The organism is Paenalcaligenes niemegkensis (assembly GCF_022230885.1).
Classification (GTDB): Bacteria; Pseudomonadota; Gammaproteobacteria; order Burkholderiales; family Burkholderiaceae_B; genus Paenalcaligenes; species Paenalcaligenes niemegkensis.
In genome coordinates this window covers 854,151-870,546 of the sequence record NZ_JAKGCT010000004.1, presented here as the reverse complement: position 1 = coordinate 870,546, position 16,396 = coordinate 854,151, and the positions used below count along the sequence as shown (strand labels likewise).

Annotated in this window: 16 protein-coding genes and 2 pseudogenes; 12 read left to right on the top strand and 6 right to left on the bottom strand. The window is 51.6% G+C overall.

Features of this window, described 5'->3' with window-relative positions:
• The first annotated feature begins 128 nt into the window (after positions 1 to 128).
• The 3 genes from L1889_RS08225 to L1889_RS08215 all read left to right on the top strand — a co-directional run bounded on the left by L1889_RS08225 (position 129) and on the right by L1889_RS08215 (position 3,629).
• A complete protein-coding gene (locus tag L1889_RS08225) occupies positions 129 to 1,088 on the top strand; it encodes a LysR family transcriptional regulator (protein ID WP_238664735.1) in 960 nt (319 codons plus the stop codon).
• 398 nt (positions 1,089 to 1,486) lie between these two features.
• Positions 1,487 to 2,797 (top strand): NCS2 family permease, encoded by a 1,311-nt coding sequence (locus tag L1889_RS08220; protein WP_238665887.1) that lies wholly within the window; start codon positions 1,487 to 1,489, stop codon positions 2,795 to 2,797.
• Positions 2,798 to 2,867: 70 nt separating this feature from the next.
• The gene (locus L1889_RS08215) at positions 2,868 to 3,629 is read left to right on the top strand and encodes a LamB/YcsF family protein (protein WP_238664734.1); all 762 of its coding nucleotides are present in this window, start codon (positions 2,868 to 2,870) and stop codon (positions 3,627 to 3,629) included.
• A 4-nt stretch (positions 3,630 to 3,633) separates the two neighbouring features.
• Here the strand turns inward: L1889_RS08215 and L1889_RS08210 are convergent, their stop codons facing one another.
• From L1889_RS08210 to L1889_RS08200, 3 genes and pseudogenes are all read right to left on the bottom strand, one after another.
• Complete coding sequence (locus L1889_RS08210) at positions 3,634 to 3,816, bottom strand: DUF3008 family protein (RefSeq protein ID WP_238664733.1); 183 nt, start codon at positions 3,814 to 3,816, stop codon at positions 3,634 to 3,636.
• A 99-nt stretch (positions 3,817 to 3,915) separates the two neighbouring features.
• Positions 3,916 to 5,126, bottom strand: a pseudogene (locus L1889_RS08205) (benzoate/H(+) symporter BenE family transporter).
• An 88-nt stretch (positions 5,127 to 5,214) separates the two neighbouring features.
• The gene (locus L1889_RS08200) at positions 5,215 to 5,436 is read right to left on the bottom strand and encodes a DUF3820 family protein (RefSeq protein ID WP_238664732.1); all 222 of its coding nucleotides are present in this window, start codon (positions 5,434 to 5,436) and stop codon (positions 5,215 to 5,217) included.
• A gap of 244 nt (positions 5,437 to 5,680) precedes the next feature.
• Here L1889_RS08200 and L1889_RS08195 point away from each other — a divergent pair, with 244 nt between their 5' ends.
• From L1889_RS08195 to L1889_RS08155, 8 genes and pseudogenes are all read left to right on the top strand, one after another.
• Positions 5,681 to 6,058, top strand: a complete 378-nt coding sequence (locus tag L1889_RS08195; RefSeq protein ID WP_238664731.1) for a DUF4168 domain-containing protein — start codon at positions 5,681 to 5,683, stop codon at positions 6,056 to 6,058.
• Between the two features lie 249 nt (positions 6,059 to 6,307).
• Positions 6,308 to 7,081: a DeoR/GlpR family DNA-binding transcription regulator gene (locus L1889_RS08190; RefSeq protein ID WP_238664730.1), complete on the top strand. Its 774-nt coding sequence runs from the start codon at positions 6,308 to 6,310 to the stop codon at positions 7,079 to 7,081.
• A complete protein-coding gene (locus L1889_RS08185) occupies positions 7,078 to 8,178 on the top strand; it encodes an ABC transporter ATP-binding protein (protein WP_238664729.1) in 1,101 nt (366 codons plus the stop codon). The genes L1889_RS08190 and L1889_RS08185 overlap by 4 nt, the downstream gene beginning before the upstream one ends.
• Positions 8,081 to 9,447 (top strand): annotated as a pseudogene (locus tag L1889_RS08180) (ABC transporter substrate-binding protein). Before L1889_RS08185 ends, L1889_RS08180 begins: the two are co-directional and overlap by 98 nt.
• A gap of 12 nt (positions 9,448 to 9,459) precedes the next feature.
• Positions 9,460 to 10,350, top strand: coding sequence for a carbohydrate ABC transporter permease (locus tag L1889_RS08170; protein WP_238664727.1), 891 nt, complete (start codon positions 9,460 to 9,462; stop codon positions 10,348 to 10,350).
• A gap of 9 nt (positions 10,351 to 10,359) precedes the next feature.
• The gene (locus L1889_RS08165) at positions 10,360 to 11,205 is read left to right on the top strand and encodes a carbohydrate ABC transporter permease (RefSeq protein ID WP_238664726.1); all 846 of its coding nucleotides are present in this window, start codon (positions 10,360 to 10,362) and stop codon (positions 11,203 to 11,205) included.
• A gap of 106 nt (positions 11,206 to 11,311) precedes the next feature.
• A complete protein-coding gene (locus L1889_RS08160; protein ID WP_238664725.1) occupies positions 11,312 to 13,375 on the top strand; it encodes a PhoX family protein in 2,064 nt (687 codons plus the stop codon).
• 237 nt (positions 13,376 to 13,612) lie between these two features.
• The gene (locus L1889_RS08155) at positions 13,613 to 13,948 is read left to right on the top strand and encodes a YnfA family protein (RefSeq protein ID WP_238665885.1); all 336 of its coding nucleotides are present in this window, start codon (positions 13,613 to 13,615) and stop codon (positions 13,946 to 13,948) included.
• Between the two features lie 5 nt (positions 13,949 to 13,953).
• Here L1889_RS08155 and L1889_RS08150 read toward each other — a convergent pair whose 3' ends face one another.
• The 3 genes from L1889_RS08150 to L1889_RS08145 form a co-directional block, all read right to left on the bottom strand.
• A complete protein-coding gene (locus L1889_RS08150) occupies positions 13,954 to 14,220 on the bottom strand; it encodes a hypothetical protein (RefSeq protein ID WP_238664724.1) in 267 nt (88 codons plus the stop codon).
• A 149-nt stretch (positions 14,221 to 14,369) separates the two neighbouring features.
• The gene (locus L1889_RS18420; RefSeq protein ID WP_257793873.1) at positions 14,370 to 14,504 is read right to left on the bottom strand and encodes a hypothetical protein; all 135 of its coding nucleotides are present in this window, start codon (positions 14,502 to 14,504) and stop codon (positions 14,370 to 14,372) included.
• Between the two features lie 279 nt (positions 14,505 to 14,783).
• On the bottom strand, positions 14,784 to 15,197 hold the full coding sequence (locus L1889_RS08145) for a YchJ family protein (protein ID WP_238664723.1): 414 nt from the start codon (positions 15,195 to 15,197) through the stop codon (positions 14,784 to 14,786).
• A 379-nt stretch (positions 15,198 to 15,576) separates the two neighbouring features.
• Here L1889_RS08145 and nagB point away from each other — a divergent pair, with 379 nt between their 5' ends.
• Complete coding sequence (gene nagB, locus L1889_RS08140; protein ID WP_238664722.1) at positions 15,577 to 16,338, top strand: glucosamine-6-phosphate deaminase; 762 nt, start codon at positions 15,577 to 15,579, stop codon at positions 16,336 to 16,338.
• Positions 16,339 to 16,396: the final 58 nt, after the last annotated feature.

Genomic DNA, 16,396 nt, shown 5'->3' with positions numbered 1-16,396 from the left:
TGATTGTTACCAGAATAACAGCGCTATCACAGAAAGGTATTCTCCTGTGGTGATGATCACTATCATCTTAACTTCATGAGGGAATTTCATAGCTGGACCCCGAGGGAAAGCCCTTACATAATGGCGCTATGCAAAGAACACGTGAACCCCTAGATACCTATTTATTACGAGTGCTTCATGCCTTGCTCACCGAGCAGAGCGTATCTCGTACCGCCTTGCTGATGGGTCAATCCCAGCCCGCCATCAGCAATGCTCTCCGCCGTTTACGGGAAATTACGGGCGACCAGATATTGCTGCGTGGCAAGTCTGGAATGGTGCCTACCGCGCGAGGGGAAGAACTGCTTACTTATGCGAACGAGGCCTTGGCGGCTATCGATCGTATTGCAAACCCGCCTATTGAGTTCAACCCTGCCACCTCAGAGCGCGAGTTTCATATTGCGGCTCCGGATTACCTGGATGCGGTGTTCTTACCGAATATTGCTGAGCGCCTGCGTCGTGAAGCCCCAAATACGCGATTAATTATCCATCCTATAAGTAATGACTTGAATTATGCAGCCTTGCTTGAAGAGGGCACCTTGGACGTGGTCATCGCTAACTGGCTTGAACCGCCTCAGCAATTGCATATGTCGCGGCTGTTCGATGACGAAGTAGTCTGTATGCTGGGTTCGCATCATCCCCTGGCCGAGCGCGGGATCAGTTTGAAGCATTTTCTCGAGTTGCCCCACCTGGCTCCCACGCCTTATATAGCACAGCGTAAAAATTTTATTGATGGCTGTCTGGCTGAGCAGGGGTTACGCCGTAAAGTACAGATGGCGGTACCTTATTTTGGTTTGGTGCCTTATGTGCTGATGCGTACCGATATGGTTTTTACGACCGGCCGTCAATTCGCTCAGCACTATGCCAATTATTTGCCCATTACCGTCTTGCCGTCGCCTTTTGAGTTTCCTCCGATGCGCTTTTATCAGCTGTGGCACCGCCGTTCGCATAAGGCTTTGGATGTCATTTGGCTGCGTCGCCGCATTGCCGAGGTTGCTAATGCGTTGCTGAAGCGTACTGCGCCTGAGGAAGAGGAATCCAGCACTGACTAAGTATAAATCCTAGGTAGTATGGCAAGCTGTTGAATGTCGGGTAAATGACTGGTTTTTAATTTTTTTAATTCAAGTAAATAGCAGATAAAACAATAGGTTGGCACTATTCAGTTAAAAGAGTAGTGCCTTTTTTGTATCCGGCACATCACACACATTTGATAACGCTCATCATGAAGTGATCCAGGTCAATCCAGTCTCCATTTTTACAATGAAGCAGCACTAATTATTCATAACACGAAATAGGCGTTTCGAATCCTGGTAAAAATGGCACTCCGTTATTTAGGCCGTCTTGCACAGCGCTTAGGTTGACGAAACGCATCCACGGAGACAGCAAAATGACCCAAGCCCATGTGAAGGCATCCCCCTCTTTGGCCGAGCCGCGTTCGAACAGCTCATGGATGCAGAATTATTTTAAGCTACAGGAAAACGGCAGCTCAGTGCGCCAAGAGGTAATAGGGGGCGTCACTACCTTTTTAGCGATGGTGTATTCGGTTTTCGTTGTGCCGAATATGCTGGGCCAGGCTGGTTTTGATACCGGTACGGTATTTTTAGCGGTCTGTTTCACCAGCGCCATTGGCTCGCTGATTATGGGCTTCTGGGCCAAGTTGCCCATTGCGGTCGGCTGTGCCATCTCGCTTACGGCTTTTACCGCTTTTGATCTGGTGCTGGGCAAAGGGTTGAGCACTGGTGTAGCCCTGGGTGCCATCTTCTTGATGGGGGTGATCTTTACCCTGATCTCAGCCACTGGTGTACGTCGCTGGATTTTACGCAATTTGCCTGCGGGGGTGGCTCAGGGTACGGGTATAGGCATTGGGCTGTTCTTGTTCTTAATTGCGGTGAACAGCATTGGCCTGGTGATCAAGAATCCGGCTCCTGGCTTACCGGTGACGTTGGGCGACATCACAGCATTGCCGTCTTTGCTAAGCTTGCTTGGACTGGCGGTTATTTTTGGACTTGAACGTCGCGGAGTGCCTGGTGGTATTCTGCTGGTCATCGTAGCGTTGTCGGTGTTTGGCGTAATCTTCGATCCGCAAGTGCAATATGGCGGTGTGATGGCCATGCCGTCCCTGGCAAAGATTACCGGGGGCGTACATCATATAGACATCATGGGTGCACTGAATTTATTGGTGCTTCCCAGTGTTCTGGCGCTGGTAATGACCGCCGTATTTGACGCGACTGGCACCATACGTGCCGTTGCTGCGCAAGCAAAACAGCTGGACTCCGAAGGCCAGATTATCAACGGCGATCGCGCCTTGACCACCGACTCGGCCATGTCCATAGTCGCCTCAGGACTAGGAGGTTCACCTGCTGCGGCCTATATAGAGTCGGCAGCAGGCGTGGCAGCGGGAGCGCGAACCGGGTTGTCGACTGTGGTAGTCGGATCGCTCTTTTTAGTGATGGTGTTTTTATCACCGCTGGCAGCCTTGGTACCCAGCTATGCTACAGCTCCTGCCTTGATGTATGTGGGCCTGCTTATGCTCAGCAATGTGACGCAGCTAGATCTTAACGACAAAGTTGATGCCTTGTCGGGCATGGTGTGTGCCGTGTTTATCGTGCTGACTTGCAACATTGTCACCGGCATTATGATCGGCTTTTGCACATTGGTGATCGGTCGGGTGGTGGCAGGCGAAAGCCGGAAACTGAATTTTGGTACGGTCGCCATTGCTCTGTCTTTGGCAGTGTTCTATATAGGCGGTTGGGCTATTTAGCTGGTGGTGTTTAACGGTACACTGGGCTCATCTGTTGGTTTTACTGATCAAGCTAAGGCAGGGCGAATCGATGAGCTTATTTTTAGATCTTAATTGCGATCTGGGCGAAAGTTACGGGGCCTGGACTATGGGCAATGATGAGGCTGTATTGCCCCTGATAACCTCGGCAAATATTGCTTGTGGCTACCACGCTGGCGATCCGGGCGTCATGCGCCGTACTGTGGCGTCGGCTATTCGTCATGGTGTGGCGCTGGGAGCGCATCCGTCGTTGCCCGACCTGATGGGCTTTGGTCGACGTGAAATGGCCTTAACTGCCGAGCAGGTCTATGACATCGTAGTCGTGCAAGTCGGAGCGCTACAGGCGGTGGCAGCGTCGCAGGGGGCCAGGATTCATCATGTCAAGGCGCACGGTGCACTTTATCATATGGCATCACACGAATCACAGTATGCCCAAGCGGTAGCCCAGGCTGTGCACGATATCGATTCAAGTCTGATTTTATATGCACTTGCTGGAAGCCAGCAGCTTAAGGCTGGCCGTAATATGGGCCTGCGGGTGGCTGAAGAAGTGTTTGCTGATCGCAGTTATCAACGAGACGGCACGCTTACCCCGCGCAATCAGCCCGGCGCCTTGATCGTAGATATCGAGGCAGCTATTGCACAAGTGCTGCGCATGGTAACTGAGTCTACCGTCAACACGCTTCACGGCGATCAAATACCTATACATGCCGACACCTTGTGCATTCACGGAGACAACCCGAATGCACCCGCCTTTGCTGCCGCAATTCGTGACGCCCTTGAGAAAAAAGGCGTCACGTTACGGGCATTTCTGTAGTCGGTTAATCTTTGTGTTCGGGCAGGTGGTCATGTGAGGTTGCGGCAAAGTCCTCGAGTTCCTTTGCGGTCATAGACTCATACATGTCCTTGGCAGCACCCTGCAGTTCGCCTACTTTGATTTCTTTACGTTTGGCTGCGAGCGCCATTCCAGCTGCTTTTTGCTGGGCTTTAGATTCGGCAGGCATAGTGTGACTCCTGTGAATGATGAAGAATCTCTAGCTTGGCATAAGGCGCTGCCTACATTGCGTATCAATGCGTGTATAAGGGTAGCCTGTCACCGCTCTCTAGCTATGCCGCTTCTGCTGCCAGTGCCCAAAGTGGTGCAGCAGCATTCCAAGTAATAGCCCCCAGAACGCACTGCCGATATTAAAGAGTGCCAGCCCGGAGGCTGTACACAAAAAGGTAATCAGGGCGGCCTCGCGTCCGGCGGATTCATCAAGGGCAGTATGCAGGGAAGTAGCAATTGTGCCTAACAAGGCAATGCCCGCAATGCTGGCAACCAGTTCTACAGGAAAGGCGCTAAACAAGCCCACGACGGTGGCCCCAAAAAAGCCCGTCAGCAAATAAAAAATACCTGCCCATACGCCTGCTTTAAAGCGCTGTGCCGGATCTGGGTCTGCATCGGGTGTCATGCAAAGAGCGGCTGTTATGGCAGCCAGATTAAAGGAGAATCCCCCAAAGGAGCTAAGATGACGCCTAAAACGCCGGTACCTGCGATCAGGGGATTGGCCGGAGTTTGATAGCCATTAGCCCGTAAAACGGCCAGACCCGGGATGTTTTGCGAGGTCATAGTGACCATGAACAGGGGAATGCCTACCCCTAGCAGTGCCTCCAGCTTGAATTCGGGAGACATGAAGACAGGAACGGCAGGTGTCCAGTTAAGCAATTCGAGGTGCAGTTGATTGCTGAAAAACGCATAACTGATACCCACAGCAAGCGCCAATAATACGGCGTAGCGGGGCATAAGCAGGCGGCTGAGCAGAAAAGCTGCCAGCATACTCAGGCTCATGGCCCACTGGCTCTGCATCGAGCTAAAAAGACCCAGGCCAAAATGCAACAAAACGCCTGCCAGCATAGCTGAAGCAATATGCCGGGGCACGACTTGCATAATCTTCTGAAACCAGCCTGTAATGCCAGTCAGGGCAATGAGTGCTGAGCTAAAAACAAAGATGCCTATAGCTTGTTCCATACTTAAGCCTTGCAAGCTGGTCGCCAACAAGGCGGCGCCGGGCGTTGACCACGCGGTCAAGATCGGTGCGCGGAAAATAAGTGACGGTATGATACAGCTCAAGCCCATCCCTATACCTAGCGCCCACATCCACGAGTTTAGCTGTTCAGGTGTGGCGCCGGCGGCATGGGCTGCTTGAAAAATGATGGCCACCGAACTGCTATAGCCCACCAGCACGGCAATGAATCCGGAGCTGAGATGGGAAAGCTGAAACCATGAGGCTGTGGGCGGCGCAGCAGGAGACGGGGAGGGCGAAGGGTGAGTCATGTATAGAAGGCGCGTTAAATAATAGAGTTATATTCAGCTTGTCATGGGCACGAGTAACCGTCTGATCGCTACGATAGCCCATAATGGACTAGTCAGGCGGGAAGCGCCGTAACGGGTCAAGCAGGGCGCGTAAATCGTTATGATCCAGCTCGTACATCAGGGCAAGCAGGGTACCTATCTCACCTTTAGGAAACCCATTGCGGGCAAACCAGGCCAGGTAATGGCCGGGAAGATCGGCAATCAGTCGATCCTCGTATTTGCCAAAAGGCATCTTTAACTCTACGAGACGTTCCAGGTCAGAGGCTTTCATGAGTGATAAATCAGTAAAAGAGGGGGTAATGGTAAATGCCTGATACAAAATAAAAAGAGGGGCCAGGTGCCAGGACCGATGCCCGGGACGGCGCTAGGCGCACAGCTAATGATACTTTGTCTTTAGTGAAGCGGGGGTGTAAGGGTGGCAGCTAGACACAGGAACTCACACAATGAAACTTGAAGGCCGCGGCGCTTCCCCGCATGATGAAGCTATCACCGATCACGATTAGGAGAGTTAGCTTATGAATTCATCTGTCAAAGCGTTTTTAGCCACAGCCGTTATTTCTTTAGGCTTAAGCGCCCCTATCGCAATGGCTCAGACAGCCCCGGCAGCCCCGGCTCCTGCGCCACAAGCGATCCAGCCTGATTCAGCGCAACTGAATAATTACGCTAAAGCCGCTAAACGCGTCTCTACCGTCGTTGCCGAATACCAGCCTAAGCTTGAAGGAGCTCAGGATGACGCCACGCGTCAGCAGATACTCACCGAAGCTGATTCGAAAATGGTCAGCGAAGTTGAAAGTTCGGGCATGAGCGTGCAAGAGTATAACGGCATCAGTGTGGCCGTTCAGCAAGATCCTCAGTTGCGCAAACAAGTCGAGGATATGGTCGGATCGATGTAGAAGTTTTTTCTGCAGTCTGGCCTAAGGCAATTGGCTTGGTCTGGATTACTGCTTATTTTCATGATGCCTCCTTCCCTGGAAGCGCCATTTCTAACCCGCTACTGCGTAGCGGGTTTTTTTGTGCCTTGAATATAGCTATGCATTTGTGCTCGCATGTTCTGTCATTTAACTTTCATATGCGCTTCATGCCGATGTAATCCCTTCTTTCTACACTCTTGACTGTTCGAATGAATATTAAGAGTGAATGAAATGAACTTATCCGCTCGACAAGGCGGGATTGTCTCGTTGTTGAATGTCAACGGCATGGTGTCGGTCGATAGCCTGGCACTCCATTTCGGCGTGACTCCCCAAACCATACGCCGTGACCTGAATTTTTTGTACGAAGCGAACCTGCTGAAGCGGCGTCACGGCGGGGCCGAGCCTGTTATTCGCCATTTAAATGAACCTTTCCATGCGCGGCGAATTTCTCACTTGCATGCGAAGGCGCAAATTGGTGCAGCGGTTGCCAGCTTGATACCGTCAGGATCCAGCCTGCTGATTGGCTTTGGGACTACACCAGAGCAAGTGGCTTTGGCGCTGGCCGATCACACTGATTTAACAGTCGTCACCAATAATTTGTGTGCTGCATTGGCGCTGACTCAAAATGTCAGTAACAAGGTCGTGTTACCAGGCGGACAGCTGCGTCAGCCTAACCCTGAAATACTGGGGCCTGAAGCAGAGCAGCTCTTCTCTGATTTCAAGGCGGACTTTGGTATCTCGGGTGAGGGTGGCTTTGACACTGATGGTGCTTTGCTTGATTTCGACATGGATGAGGCAAACTGCCATCGTGCCCTGCGTAGCAATTGCAGGCAACGTATTCTGGTGCTTGATCACTCCAAGTTTGGCCGCCTGGCGCCTGTACGTAGCGGCTCTCTCGCTGATGTTGATATTCTCGTCAGCGAAAAAGTATTGCCAGCAGCGTACCAAGCCGTTATTCCGGACCGTATACAGATAGTGATTGCTTCCGAGGCTGCTACGTCATGACTTCAGTGGCAATCGAACTTCGTGACCTGCGTAAATCGTGGGGCGACCAGCAAGTAATCAAGGACATTAGCTTAAGCATTCAAAAGGGCCGGTTTACTGCTCTGCTGGGTCCTTCCGGCTGTGGGAAATCCACATTGTTGCGCATGATCGCCGGCTTGGAGCGTCCCGATTCCGGACAGGTCTTCATCAATGGCCAGGATGTCAGCAGCGCCGAGCCAGCCAAGCGGCAGCTGTCGATGGTGTTTCAATCCTATGCCTTATTCCCTCATCTGTCGGTACGCGACAATATTCTTTTCGGTCTTCAGGTCCGTCGCCGACCGAAGGCTGAGCAAAAGAGCAAGCTCGCCGAAGCGCTGCGGCTGACCAACCTGGAGACACTGGCCGACCGTAAGCCAGGGCAGCTATCCGGAGGCCAGCGACAGCGAGTCGCCTTGGCCCGCAGCATCGTCTCGGGCCATGACATCTGCCTGATGGACGAGCCGCTTTCCAACCTTGATGCCAAGCTGCGCCATTCGGTACGGCATGAAATCAGAGATCTGCAGCAGCGCCTGGGTTTAACCGTTGTCTATGTGACGCATGATCAAACCGAAGCCATGGGCATGGCCGATCACGTGGTGTTGCTGCGTGAAGGTACGGTAGCGCAACAGGGTACGGCCCAAGATCTTTATGAGCAGCCCAGTTGTATATTCAGCGCCGAATTCATTGGCAGTCCTCCCATGATGCTTATCCATAGTGACGTGGTGCCAAAGGCGTTATGGCTGGATCGGACAGCTTTTGACCAGCCGCACACAGTTAGCATCGGTATCCGCCCTGAAAACCTGCGTCTGCAAGGCGACTCCGGAAACGCCGTATCGGTAGTCGTTGAGCACCAAGAGTTCCAGGGCGCTGAATCCTATGTTTATGTGCGACTGCGCAACCAGCAAAAACTGATTGTCCGTACGGTAGCCGCACACAACTTCATCGCCGGGCAGCGCTACGGATTAACGTGGGCACCTGAGCATGCCTACAACTTTGATCTACGTACTGGCGCGCGTCTTCGCGAACCCACCTATCCGGTGGATGCCATTGCTTCACTTCACGAATCACTCACGATTTAAAAGGCATTTTTCCATGTTTAAGAAACTTCTGTTGGCCACGTCATTAGGCCTGGCTTTTAGTGCTGGCACCTATGCAAATACTGAATTAACCATGTATTACCCGATTGCGGTGGGTGGGCCATTGACGGAGGTGGTTGACGGCTATATCAGCGAATTTGAATCTGAGCATCCGGACATCAAGGTGAAAGCAGTGTATTCCGGCAACTACGACGAAACACGAGTGCGCGCCCTGTCAGCCCTGCGGGCGGGCGAATCTGTGCAGCTGTCAGTGCTGGGTGCGCTGGATACGCACGATCTGGTTGAGCAGGGCCTGGTTGAGTCGTTTAGCGATCTGGCCATTTCGGATGAAAATCGTCAGTGGCTTGAAGGTTTCTATCCCGCGTTAATGGCAAACGGGACGCTTGAGGGAAAGGTCTGGGGGATTCCATTTCAGCGCTCTACCATCGTCATGTTTTACAACAAAGAGCTATTCAAGGCAGCCGGCCTGAATCCAGAGCAGGCACCTAAAACATGGGATGAGATGGTAGAGACGGCCCAAAAGCTGACTACAGATAATCAGCATGGCCTGATGATCCCATCCACCGGATATCCCTACTGGATGTTTCAGGCTCTGGCTTTGCAAAATGGTCAGCAACTGATGAACCCAGAAGGCACCGAAGCCTACCTGAATACACCCGCTGCAGTAGAGGCCCTGACCTTCTTTCGCGACCTGGCTGAGAAGCACAAGGTCAGTCCTAAAGGCACCATCGAATGGGGCACACTGCGCCAGGCTTTCGTGCAAGGACAGACTGCCATGATGTGGCACACCACGGGTAACCTCAGTGCCGTTAAGGAAGAAGCTAAATTCGACTTTGGCGTCGCCATGCTGCCTGCAAACACAACCCCGGCCTCTCCAACGGGGGCGGAAACTTCTATCTCTTTAAAGGCGCCAGCGACGAGCAAAAGCAAGCCGCCGTGAGCTTTGTGAAATGGATGACAGCACCTGAGCGCGCCGCGGACTGGTCCAAAGCCACCGGCTATGTGGGAACCAGCCCCGCTGCTTATGAAACCGAGACACTGGTTTCTTATGCTAAAGAGTTCCCGCAGGCTCTGGTTGCACGTGATCAATTAGCCGTGGCTTCGCCTGAGTTCGCTACCTACGAGACAGCACGCGTACGTGAGCTGGTCTCCAACGCTGTGCAGTCTGTGCTGACTGATGCCGCTACGCCACAAAAAGCGCTGGACGATGCCCAGCAGGCTGCTGAGCGTTTGCTGCGTCCTTTTAAGTAACCGGAACACTCCATGCTTCTAGCTCGCCGTATGTTCAACCGTGACTCTGCACATGCCTACTTGCTGCTGACGCCCTTATTTGTCTTGCTCAGTTTGTTTGCGTTTATTCCCACGGTGCAAACGGTGTGGTCGAGCTTGTTCAGTAAAGGCACCGTCAGACGTCCATCGCAATTTGTGGGACTGGATAACTACAGTGCGGTGATGGCCGATCCCACTTTTTGGCTGATTCTCAAAAATAATTTGTGGTATGCGGTGATCACCATTCCGGCTTCCATACTGCTGGCCTTGCTCATGGCCCTGTGGGCAAACCAGGCGATGAGCATGAGGGCGTGGGTGCGCTGTGCTTACTTCACGCCTACCATGCTGCCCATGATTGCAGCGGCTAATTTATGGCTGTTTTTTTATACGCCTGAACTGGGCCTGCTGGATCAGATATTCGGCCTGTTCGGGGCAGCATCAACGAACTGGCTGGGTCAGCCGCAAACGGCTTTAGCTGCGGTCGTTGTGGTGACCATCTGGAAAGAAGCCGGCTTTTTTATGATTTTCTACCTTGCTGCGCTGCAGACGGTGTCACCCGAACTACGTGATGCGGCGAGACTGGAAGGCGCTAGTCGCTGGCAATACGGCAAACGCGTGCTGTTGCCCTTATTGGCGCCTACCACGCTGTTTATTCTGATCAACGCCCTGATCAACTCGGTAAAGCTGATTGATCATCTTTTTATTCTTACCAAGGGCGGCCCGAATAACTCTTCAAAATTGCTGCTGTACTGGATTTGGGAAAATGCTTTCGCCTATATGGATACACCCAGTGCGGCCGTTCTGACAGTGATGTTGTTATTCGCTCTTGGCGCCGTTGCGGTATTTAAGTTTAGCTACGCTGAAAAGCGGGTGCATTACCAATAAGTTTTAATTATGCGTTTTTTATTTGCTCGTGCCGGATCAATTTCCCGCAGGCCAGCTCCGTTAAACCTTGATGTATTAGGCGCCTACTTGTTGGCATTGCTTTGGGTGGCTCCTCTGTTATATGCAGCCTGGACAGCTTTTCGTGAGCCAGCTGCTGTTTTTAATCTCGACCTGAGCAGTGGCTGGACGCTCAACAATCTTGCCCAGGCATGGGGCGGGGCGCCGTGGCTTATCTACATACGAAACACGATGTTTTTAGTGGGAAGTATTCTCATTGGACAGTTTGTACTTTGTACCTTGGCGGCCTACGCTTTTGCGCGTTTCAGTTTCAGGGGCAAGGGGCTGCTGTTTTCCCTCGTGTTGCTGCAATTGTTTATTTTGCCCGAAGTGCTGATTGTCGAGAACTACTCGATGGTGTCACGTTTGGGATGGAGCGATTCGGTCTGGGGCATGGGGGTGCCTTATATGGCAAGTGCCTTTGGCGTATTTTTATTGCGACAAGCTTTTAAACAGGTGCCTACCGAGCTTGAGGATGCGGCACGCATTGAAGGCTGTGGACGGCTGGCGGTGCTGTGGCGCGTGTATGTCCCTTTGGCCAAACCCGTGTACTTGGCTTATGCCTTGGTTTCGGTTTCGACTCACTGGAACAATTTTTTATGGCCGCTGGTGATCAGCAGTTCAGTCAGCACCCGACCTTTGACAGTCGGACTCTCGTTGTTTGGCGCACCGGAAAGTGGGGTCAGTATTTCCCTGATCAGTGCGGCTACTTTGCTGACCATGCTGCCTTTGTTACTGGGCTTCTTGCTGTTTCAGCGTCAGTTTATGCAAGCCTTTTTGCGCTCTGGCTTACGTTAGCCAGCAGTTGTTGTCATGAGCCTGCAATATGCCTTGCTCATGCTTAGTGATGTAGGGCAATAGCGCCAAAGCTATTGCATGTTTTTTCTTTAGCCAAAGGTATACCGTGACTAAATTCGATCTGGATGATGTTTCAGCCAACCCATCAACGGCCATCAGATTTAACGAGGTCGTCGACCACGTCAGCTCCAGACGCCGTTTTTTGAAAACAGGCGCAGGCGTTGGTGCATTAGGATTCTTAGGACTGGGTGCAACTAAAGCCTTTGCTGCTCCAGACGAGCCGTCGAGAGTCGCAAAGCAAATCAGTCTCGCCTTTGAAGCCGTGGCCCCCAATACCGAAGACGCCATTACGCTTCCTTCGGGTTACAGGTCTCAGGTTATTAACCGCTGGGGCGATCCTTTATTCAGTTACTCGCCTGCTTTTAAGGGTGATGCCACCGATGGTGGTGAGGCCCAGGCCATGCAAGTGGGATACAACCACGACGGCATGCACTTTTTCCCCATTGATGGGGTTAAGGGCAAGGCGGGCAGCAGCACTGAAGGCTTAATGGTAACTAATCACGAGTACATCACACCGCATTACTTTTTTCCTAAAGATGTGGTGCCGGGTCAAAGCAACTGGAATGAAGACTGGGTAAGAAAATCCCAGCATGCACAAGGTGCTTCTGTGGTACACATGCGTCTGAATGCTCAAAAACAGTGGGAGCCGGTTCTGGATTCGCTGTTTAATCGTAGCATCAACGCCAACACACCTATGGCTGTAGTCGGGCCGGCGGCAGGACATGCCTTGATGCGAACCAAAGCGGATCTTAGCGGGAAACTCGTACTCGGCACCTTTGGTAACTGTGGAAACGGATATACCCTCTGGAATACCTACCTTAGCTGTGAAGAGAATTTCACTGACTATTTTGGTGTCGGTGAAGCAGATCCCGCAAAGGCCGAATTTATAGACGAAGATCATCAAGCCCATCAGCAGCGCTACAAAGGCAGCAGTAAGGCAGCCGACGATAGTTATCGCTGGGACACTCACGATACGCGCTTTGACTGGACGCAAGAGCCCAACGAGGCGAATCGTTTTGGCTGGATTATCGAAATCGATCCTTTCGACCCTCACTCTGCACCTAAAAAACTCACCGCCCTGGGACGCTTCAAGCACGAAAATGCCGCCATGACCCTGGCCGACGACAATCGTGTCGTGGTCTATATGGGGGATGACCAGCGCAGCGAATACATTTATAAGTTTGTTTCAAAGCGCCAGTTCAATGTCGATACCCCCGCCGAGAACCGCTTGTTGCTAGACGAAGGAACACTCTATGTAGCGCAATTCAGCTCGCAGGCCAGTGCCGAAGATGCCGATGGGGTGGGAAAATGGATTCCACTTGTCCTCGATACGCCCACCGTCGAGGGTAAAAAGCTGGGTGATTTGTTCGAGAGTATGGGTGAGCTGCTTATTAAGACACGCCAGGCGGCTGATGCCGTTGGCGCTACGCCCATGGACAGGCCTGAATGGGTCGCTGTCCACCCTGTGACTCGGGAAGCGTACGTTACGCTGACCAATAACAGCGATCGGGGGAGAGACAAAGAGCGCTGGCCAGGCGGCCTGACACATCCGGGTGTCGATGGGGCGAACCCCCGAGTGGAGAATCATTATGGTCAAATCGTGCGTTGGCGCGAGGCCAAGGGAGACCCTGCCGCCTTGACCTTTGACTGGGATATCTTCGTGTTGGCAGGTAACCCGAATCTGTACAATGACAGCGATCCTCGTCGTGGTTCCGATAATATCAACAAAGGGAACACCTTTAATAGCCCTGATGGTCTGGCTTTTGATGCTGCGGGGCGTCTATGGATACAGACCGACGGCAATTACTCGAACAGTGGGGTCTACGAAGGGCAGGGCAATAACTCCATGCTGATCGCTGATCCCGTTAGCAAAGAAATACGCCGTTTTCTGGTAGGACCCAAGGGCTGTGAGGTTACAGGCATCACCTGGACGCCTGATCAGCGCTATGCTTTTATTAATATCCAGCATCCGGGTGAAGGTCCTGACATTGCCAATTCCCAGTCGGATCCAACCGCGGTATCAACGTGGCCCGATGGTAAAGAGGCAACCCGTCCACGGCCTGCAACGGTCGTAATCTGGCGTGAAGACGGTGGGGTGGTCGGTACCTGAGTACATAGGGCCTTTTGTCCAGTGCTAACGGATGTTCTCCCTTAGGCTGCAATAACGGCAGGGGTGAGCTTTTCGTAATGAAAGCTGGCCGGAGTGAGTGTGTGTTTGCGTGCCTTCGCTCCAGACGAGGAATTCGCAGGCTCAGCGCAATGACCGTTTTACTCGGGCATAGGCTACTTCATGCTTTTCAGCTCATAGCTGTCTATATGGCAGACAGGATTTTTCAGGGTGGTAAATGTGGTTGTTAAAGCGTTTTTATTGTTTTTGCTTACGGCTATCGCAGAAATCGTAGGTTGTTACTTGCCGTACCTGTGGTTAAAAGAAGGAAAGTCAGCCTGGCTATTGCTTCCGACGGTGATTTCGCTTGCCGCCTTCGTCTGGCTACTAACCTTGCATCCAACGGCTTCGGGCCGGGTGTACGCCGCTTATGGTGGCGTCTATGTCATCACGGCGTTATTTTGGCTGCGCTGGATTGATGGCGCCCGCCTAAGTCAGTGGGATTGGCTGGGGGGCGCGCTGACACTAAGCGGCATGGCTGTCATCGTTGTGGGGTCGATGAGCAAGGCGGGGTAGCGTCCTCAGTCGTCCAGAGCGCTTCTCGCCGCTTCACGATAGGTGTGCTCTAAGCCATCGTGTTGATGAACCTGATCTAGCCATGTCAAGCCTACCTGGCTGATCTGCCTGGCCTGCGAGTCGTCCAGTGCTGCGTCTATTTTAAACAAGGCAAAATCGGTGATGGCCTCGGTATCAGCTAATGCGCGCTGCAGTCGCTCGCGGTCGTTGTGCATATCGCCGATACTAATGATGTAGGCATCTAAAATATTGAATAACGTTCTGGAAAACATAGTCGCCTCCAATTCGATTCATTACCCATACAACAGTCAGTTCAGGCTAAATCAGCTTAGTGGTTCCGTCAATAAAAAGCCGCCACGTCTTTATCGCGTGGCGGCCTTAATTTACGCTGCTTCGATCATATCAAAAGCTATACTTTGCCCTAGCGTTTATCTTGATTCTGAGGTTTGTTGGCGGTTTTGCTAGGGTCGTTTTTGTGCTCTTCTTTTTTATGATCATCGGGTTTGTTCGTTCCGACACCACCCGTTTTTTTCTGATCCTGATTTTGTTGGTTCATTTGTATTCTCCAGAAGAAAATAATGACAACAGCATGTGTGCTCAGCCTAGCAATTTTTGAGCACAGTTTTATTCTAGAAGCTAATAAGGTGTTTTAGTGGCTTTCATTGTAAAAAATATGTAATTTCAACTACATATGAACAATAGTGTCTGGTTTTTCAAGCGGTAAGCCATACTTGCTTACCTGCTTTTATGGAGTGTGTTGCCATTGCTGTTCAATTAAGGCGAAACATGTGCAGACAGCCACATTCATTGCCAAATATTGCATTGTTAAAGATAGTTACCCAGCTGGAAACACTCCATCTACGTAAAACCATTGTCCCTGTTCCCGTAAAAACCGACTGTGCTCGTGTAGCCGTGTGGCCCGCCCATGCAAGCGGTGGCGCGCAATAAACTCGACTTCTGCCCGGGTATCAGAATTGACCGTATGGGCACGCAGCTCTAAGCCAAGCCATTTGATGCCGTCGGGGTTGGGCTCTATTTTTTCCGGTCGGGTGCTCGGATGCCACGTCGCTAGCAAATAAGAGGCATTATCAAGTACAAAGGCGCTGTATCGTGAACGCATGAGCGTTGCTGCATCGGGCGCCTGCAAGTGTTTGGTGCCCTGATGCCATTGCCCGCAACAACGAAGATAAGGCAGGGGTAAGCCACAAGGGCAATGTCGAGTAGCTAATGAGCAGGGCAATACAGTCATGGTGAAAGTGCTTTGAGCGACAAGAAAATAAAAATGCCGGTTTTTGGGCAAGGAATAGGCGGATGAGCGGCTAAAGTGTGACAAAAGCCACAATTTAATAACTATTTTATAGGTTTATGCGCCTTGGTTTGCAACACGGATTGAGGCCGCTGTGGTCAAATAACCCGGCTTCCTCGTTATATTCTAACTGGGGTTCTTTGGCAGACGAACTTATCAAGGGTTGCTGCTAGTGTTGCAGCACTTACATTTGTAAACCTCAGAACGGTTTTGTAGCTGGCATCCTGAGAAATACTGTCTATTGTAGAAGCTGTAGGATTTTCTCATGCATCGACGGATGATGGGTTTTTTAATGCAGCGACAACCATGAATAAAATTAATTATGTTCTTAGTCTTTCCCGACCCACAAGCCATTGCTAATCATTTAAGCGCTTTGTTCATTGCGAAAATTCAAGCCAAACCGAATTCCGTGTTTGGTTTGGCGACGGGTAGCACCATGGAGCCTATCTACGCGCGCTTCGCTCAGCAGGCCAGAGAGCAAAGCCTGGATTTATCACAAGTCACTACCTTCAACCTGGACGAATACGTCGGCTTGGCGGCTGACCATCCTCAAAGCTACAACTACTATATGCACCAGCATTTGTTTGATCTGGTCGGCTTTGACGAGCAGCGGCTTTTTCTGCCCGATGGGAAATGTGCAGATATACAGGAACAGTGTGAACGTTATTCTCAACATATCAGACTGGCCGGCGGACTGGATATACAGCTGCTTGGTGTAGGATCAAACGGTCACATAGGTTTTAATGAGCCGAATACGTCATTTGACAGTCGTACTCATGTTGTTGGCTTGTCTGAGCGTACGCGCATTGATAATGGCCGTTTCTTCGAGAACAAGGACGAAGTGCCCACTCAGGCCATCACTATGGGTATTCTCGATATCATGGAGGCCAAAGAAGTTATTTTGGTGGCAACTGGCGAGCATAAGGCCCAGGTGATGGCTGATTACTGGTATAGCCCTGTGTCAGAAAGCATGCCTGCTTCGATTTTGAAGCAGCATCCCAGGCCTCTGATTATTGTTGATGAAGCCGCCGCCTCGCTCTTGCCCGCGCAAGCCTGTCAGCCTGCCATGGCTACGGCGTGTTGAGCAAGGTCGTGAGCGCAGTATTTCTGGAAAGTTTGGCTCTTATTTGTTTTTGTCTGTA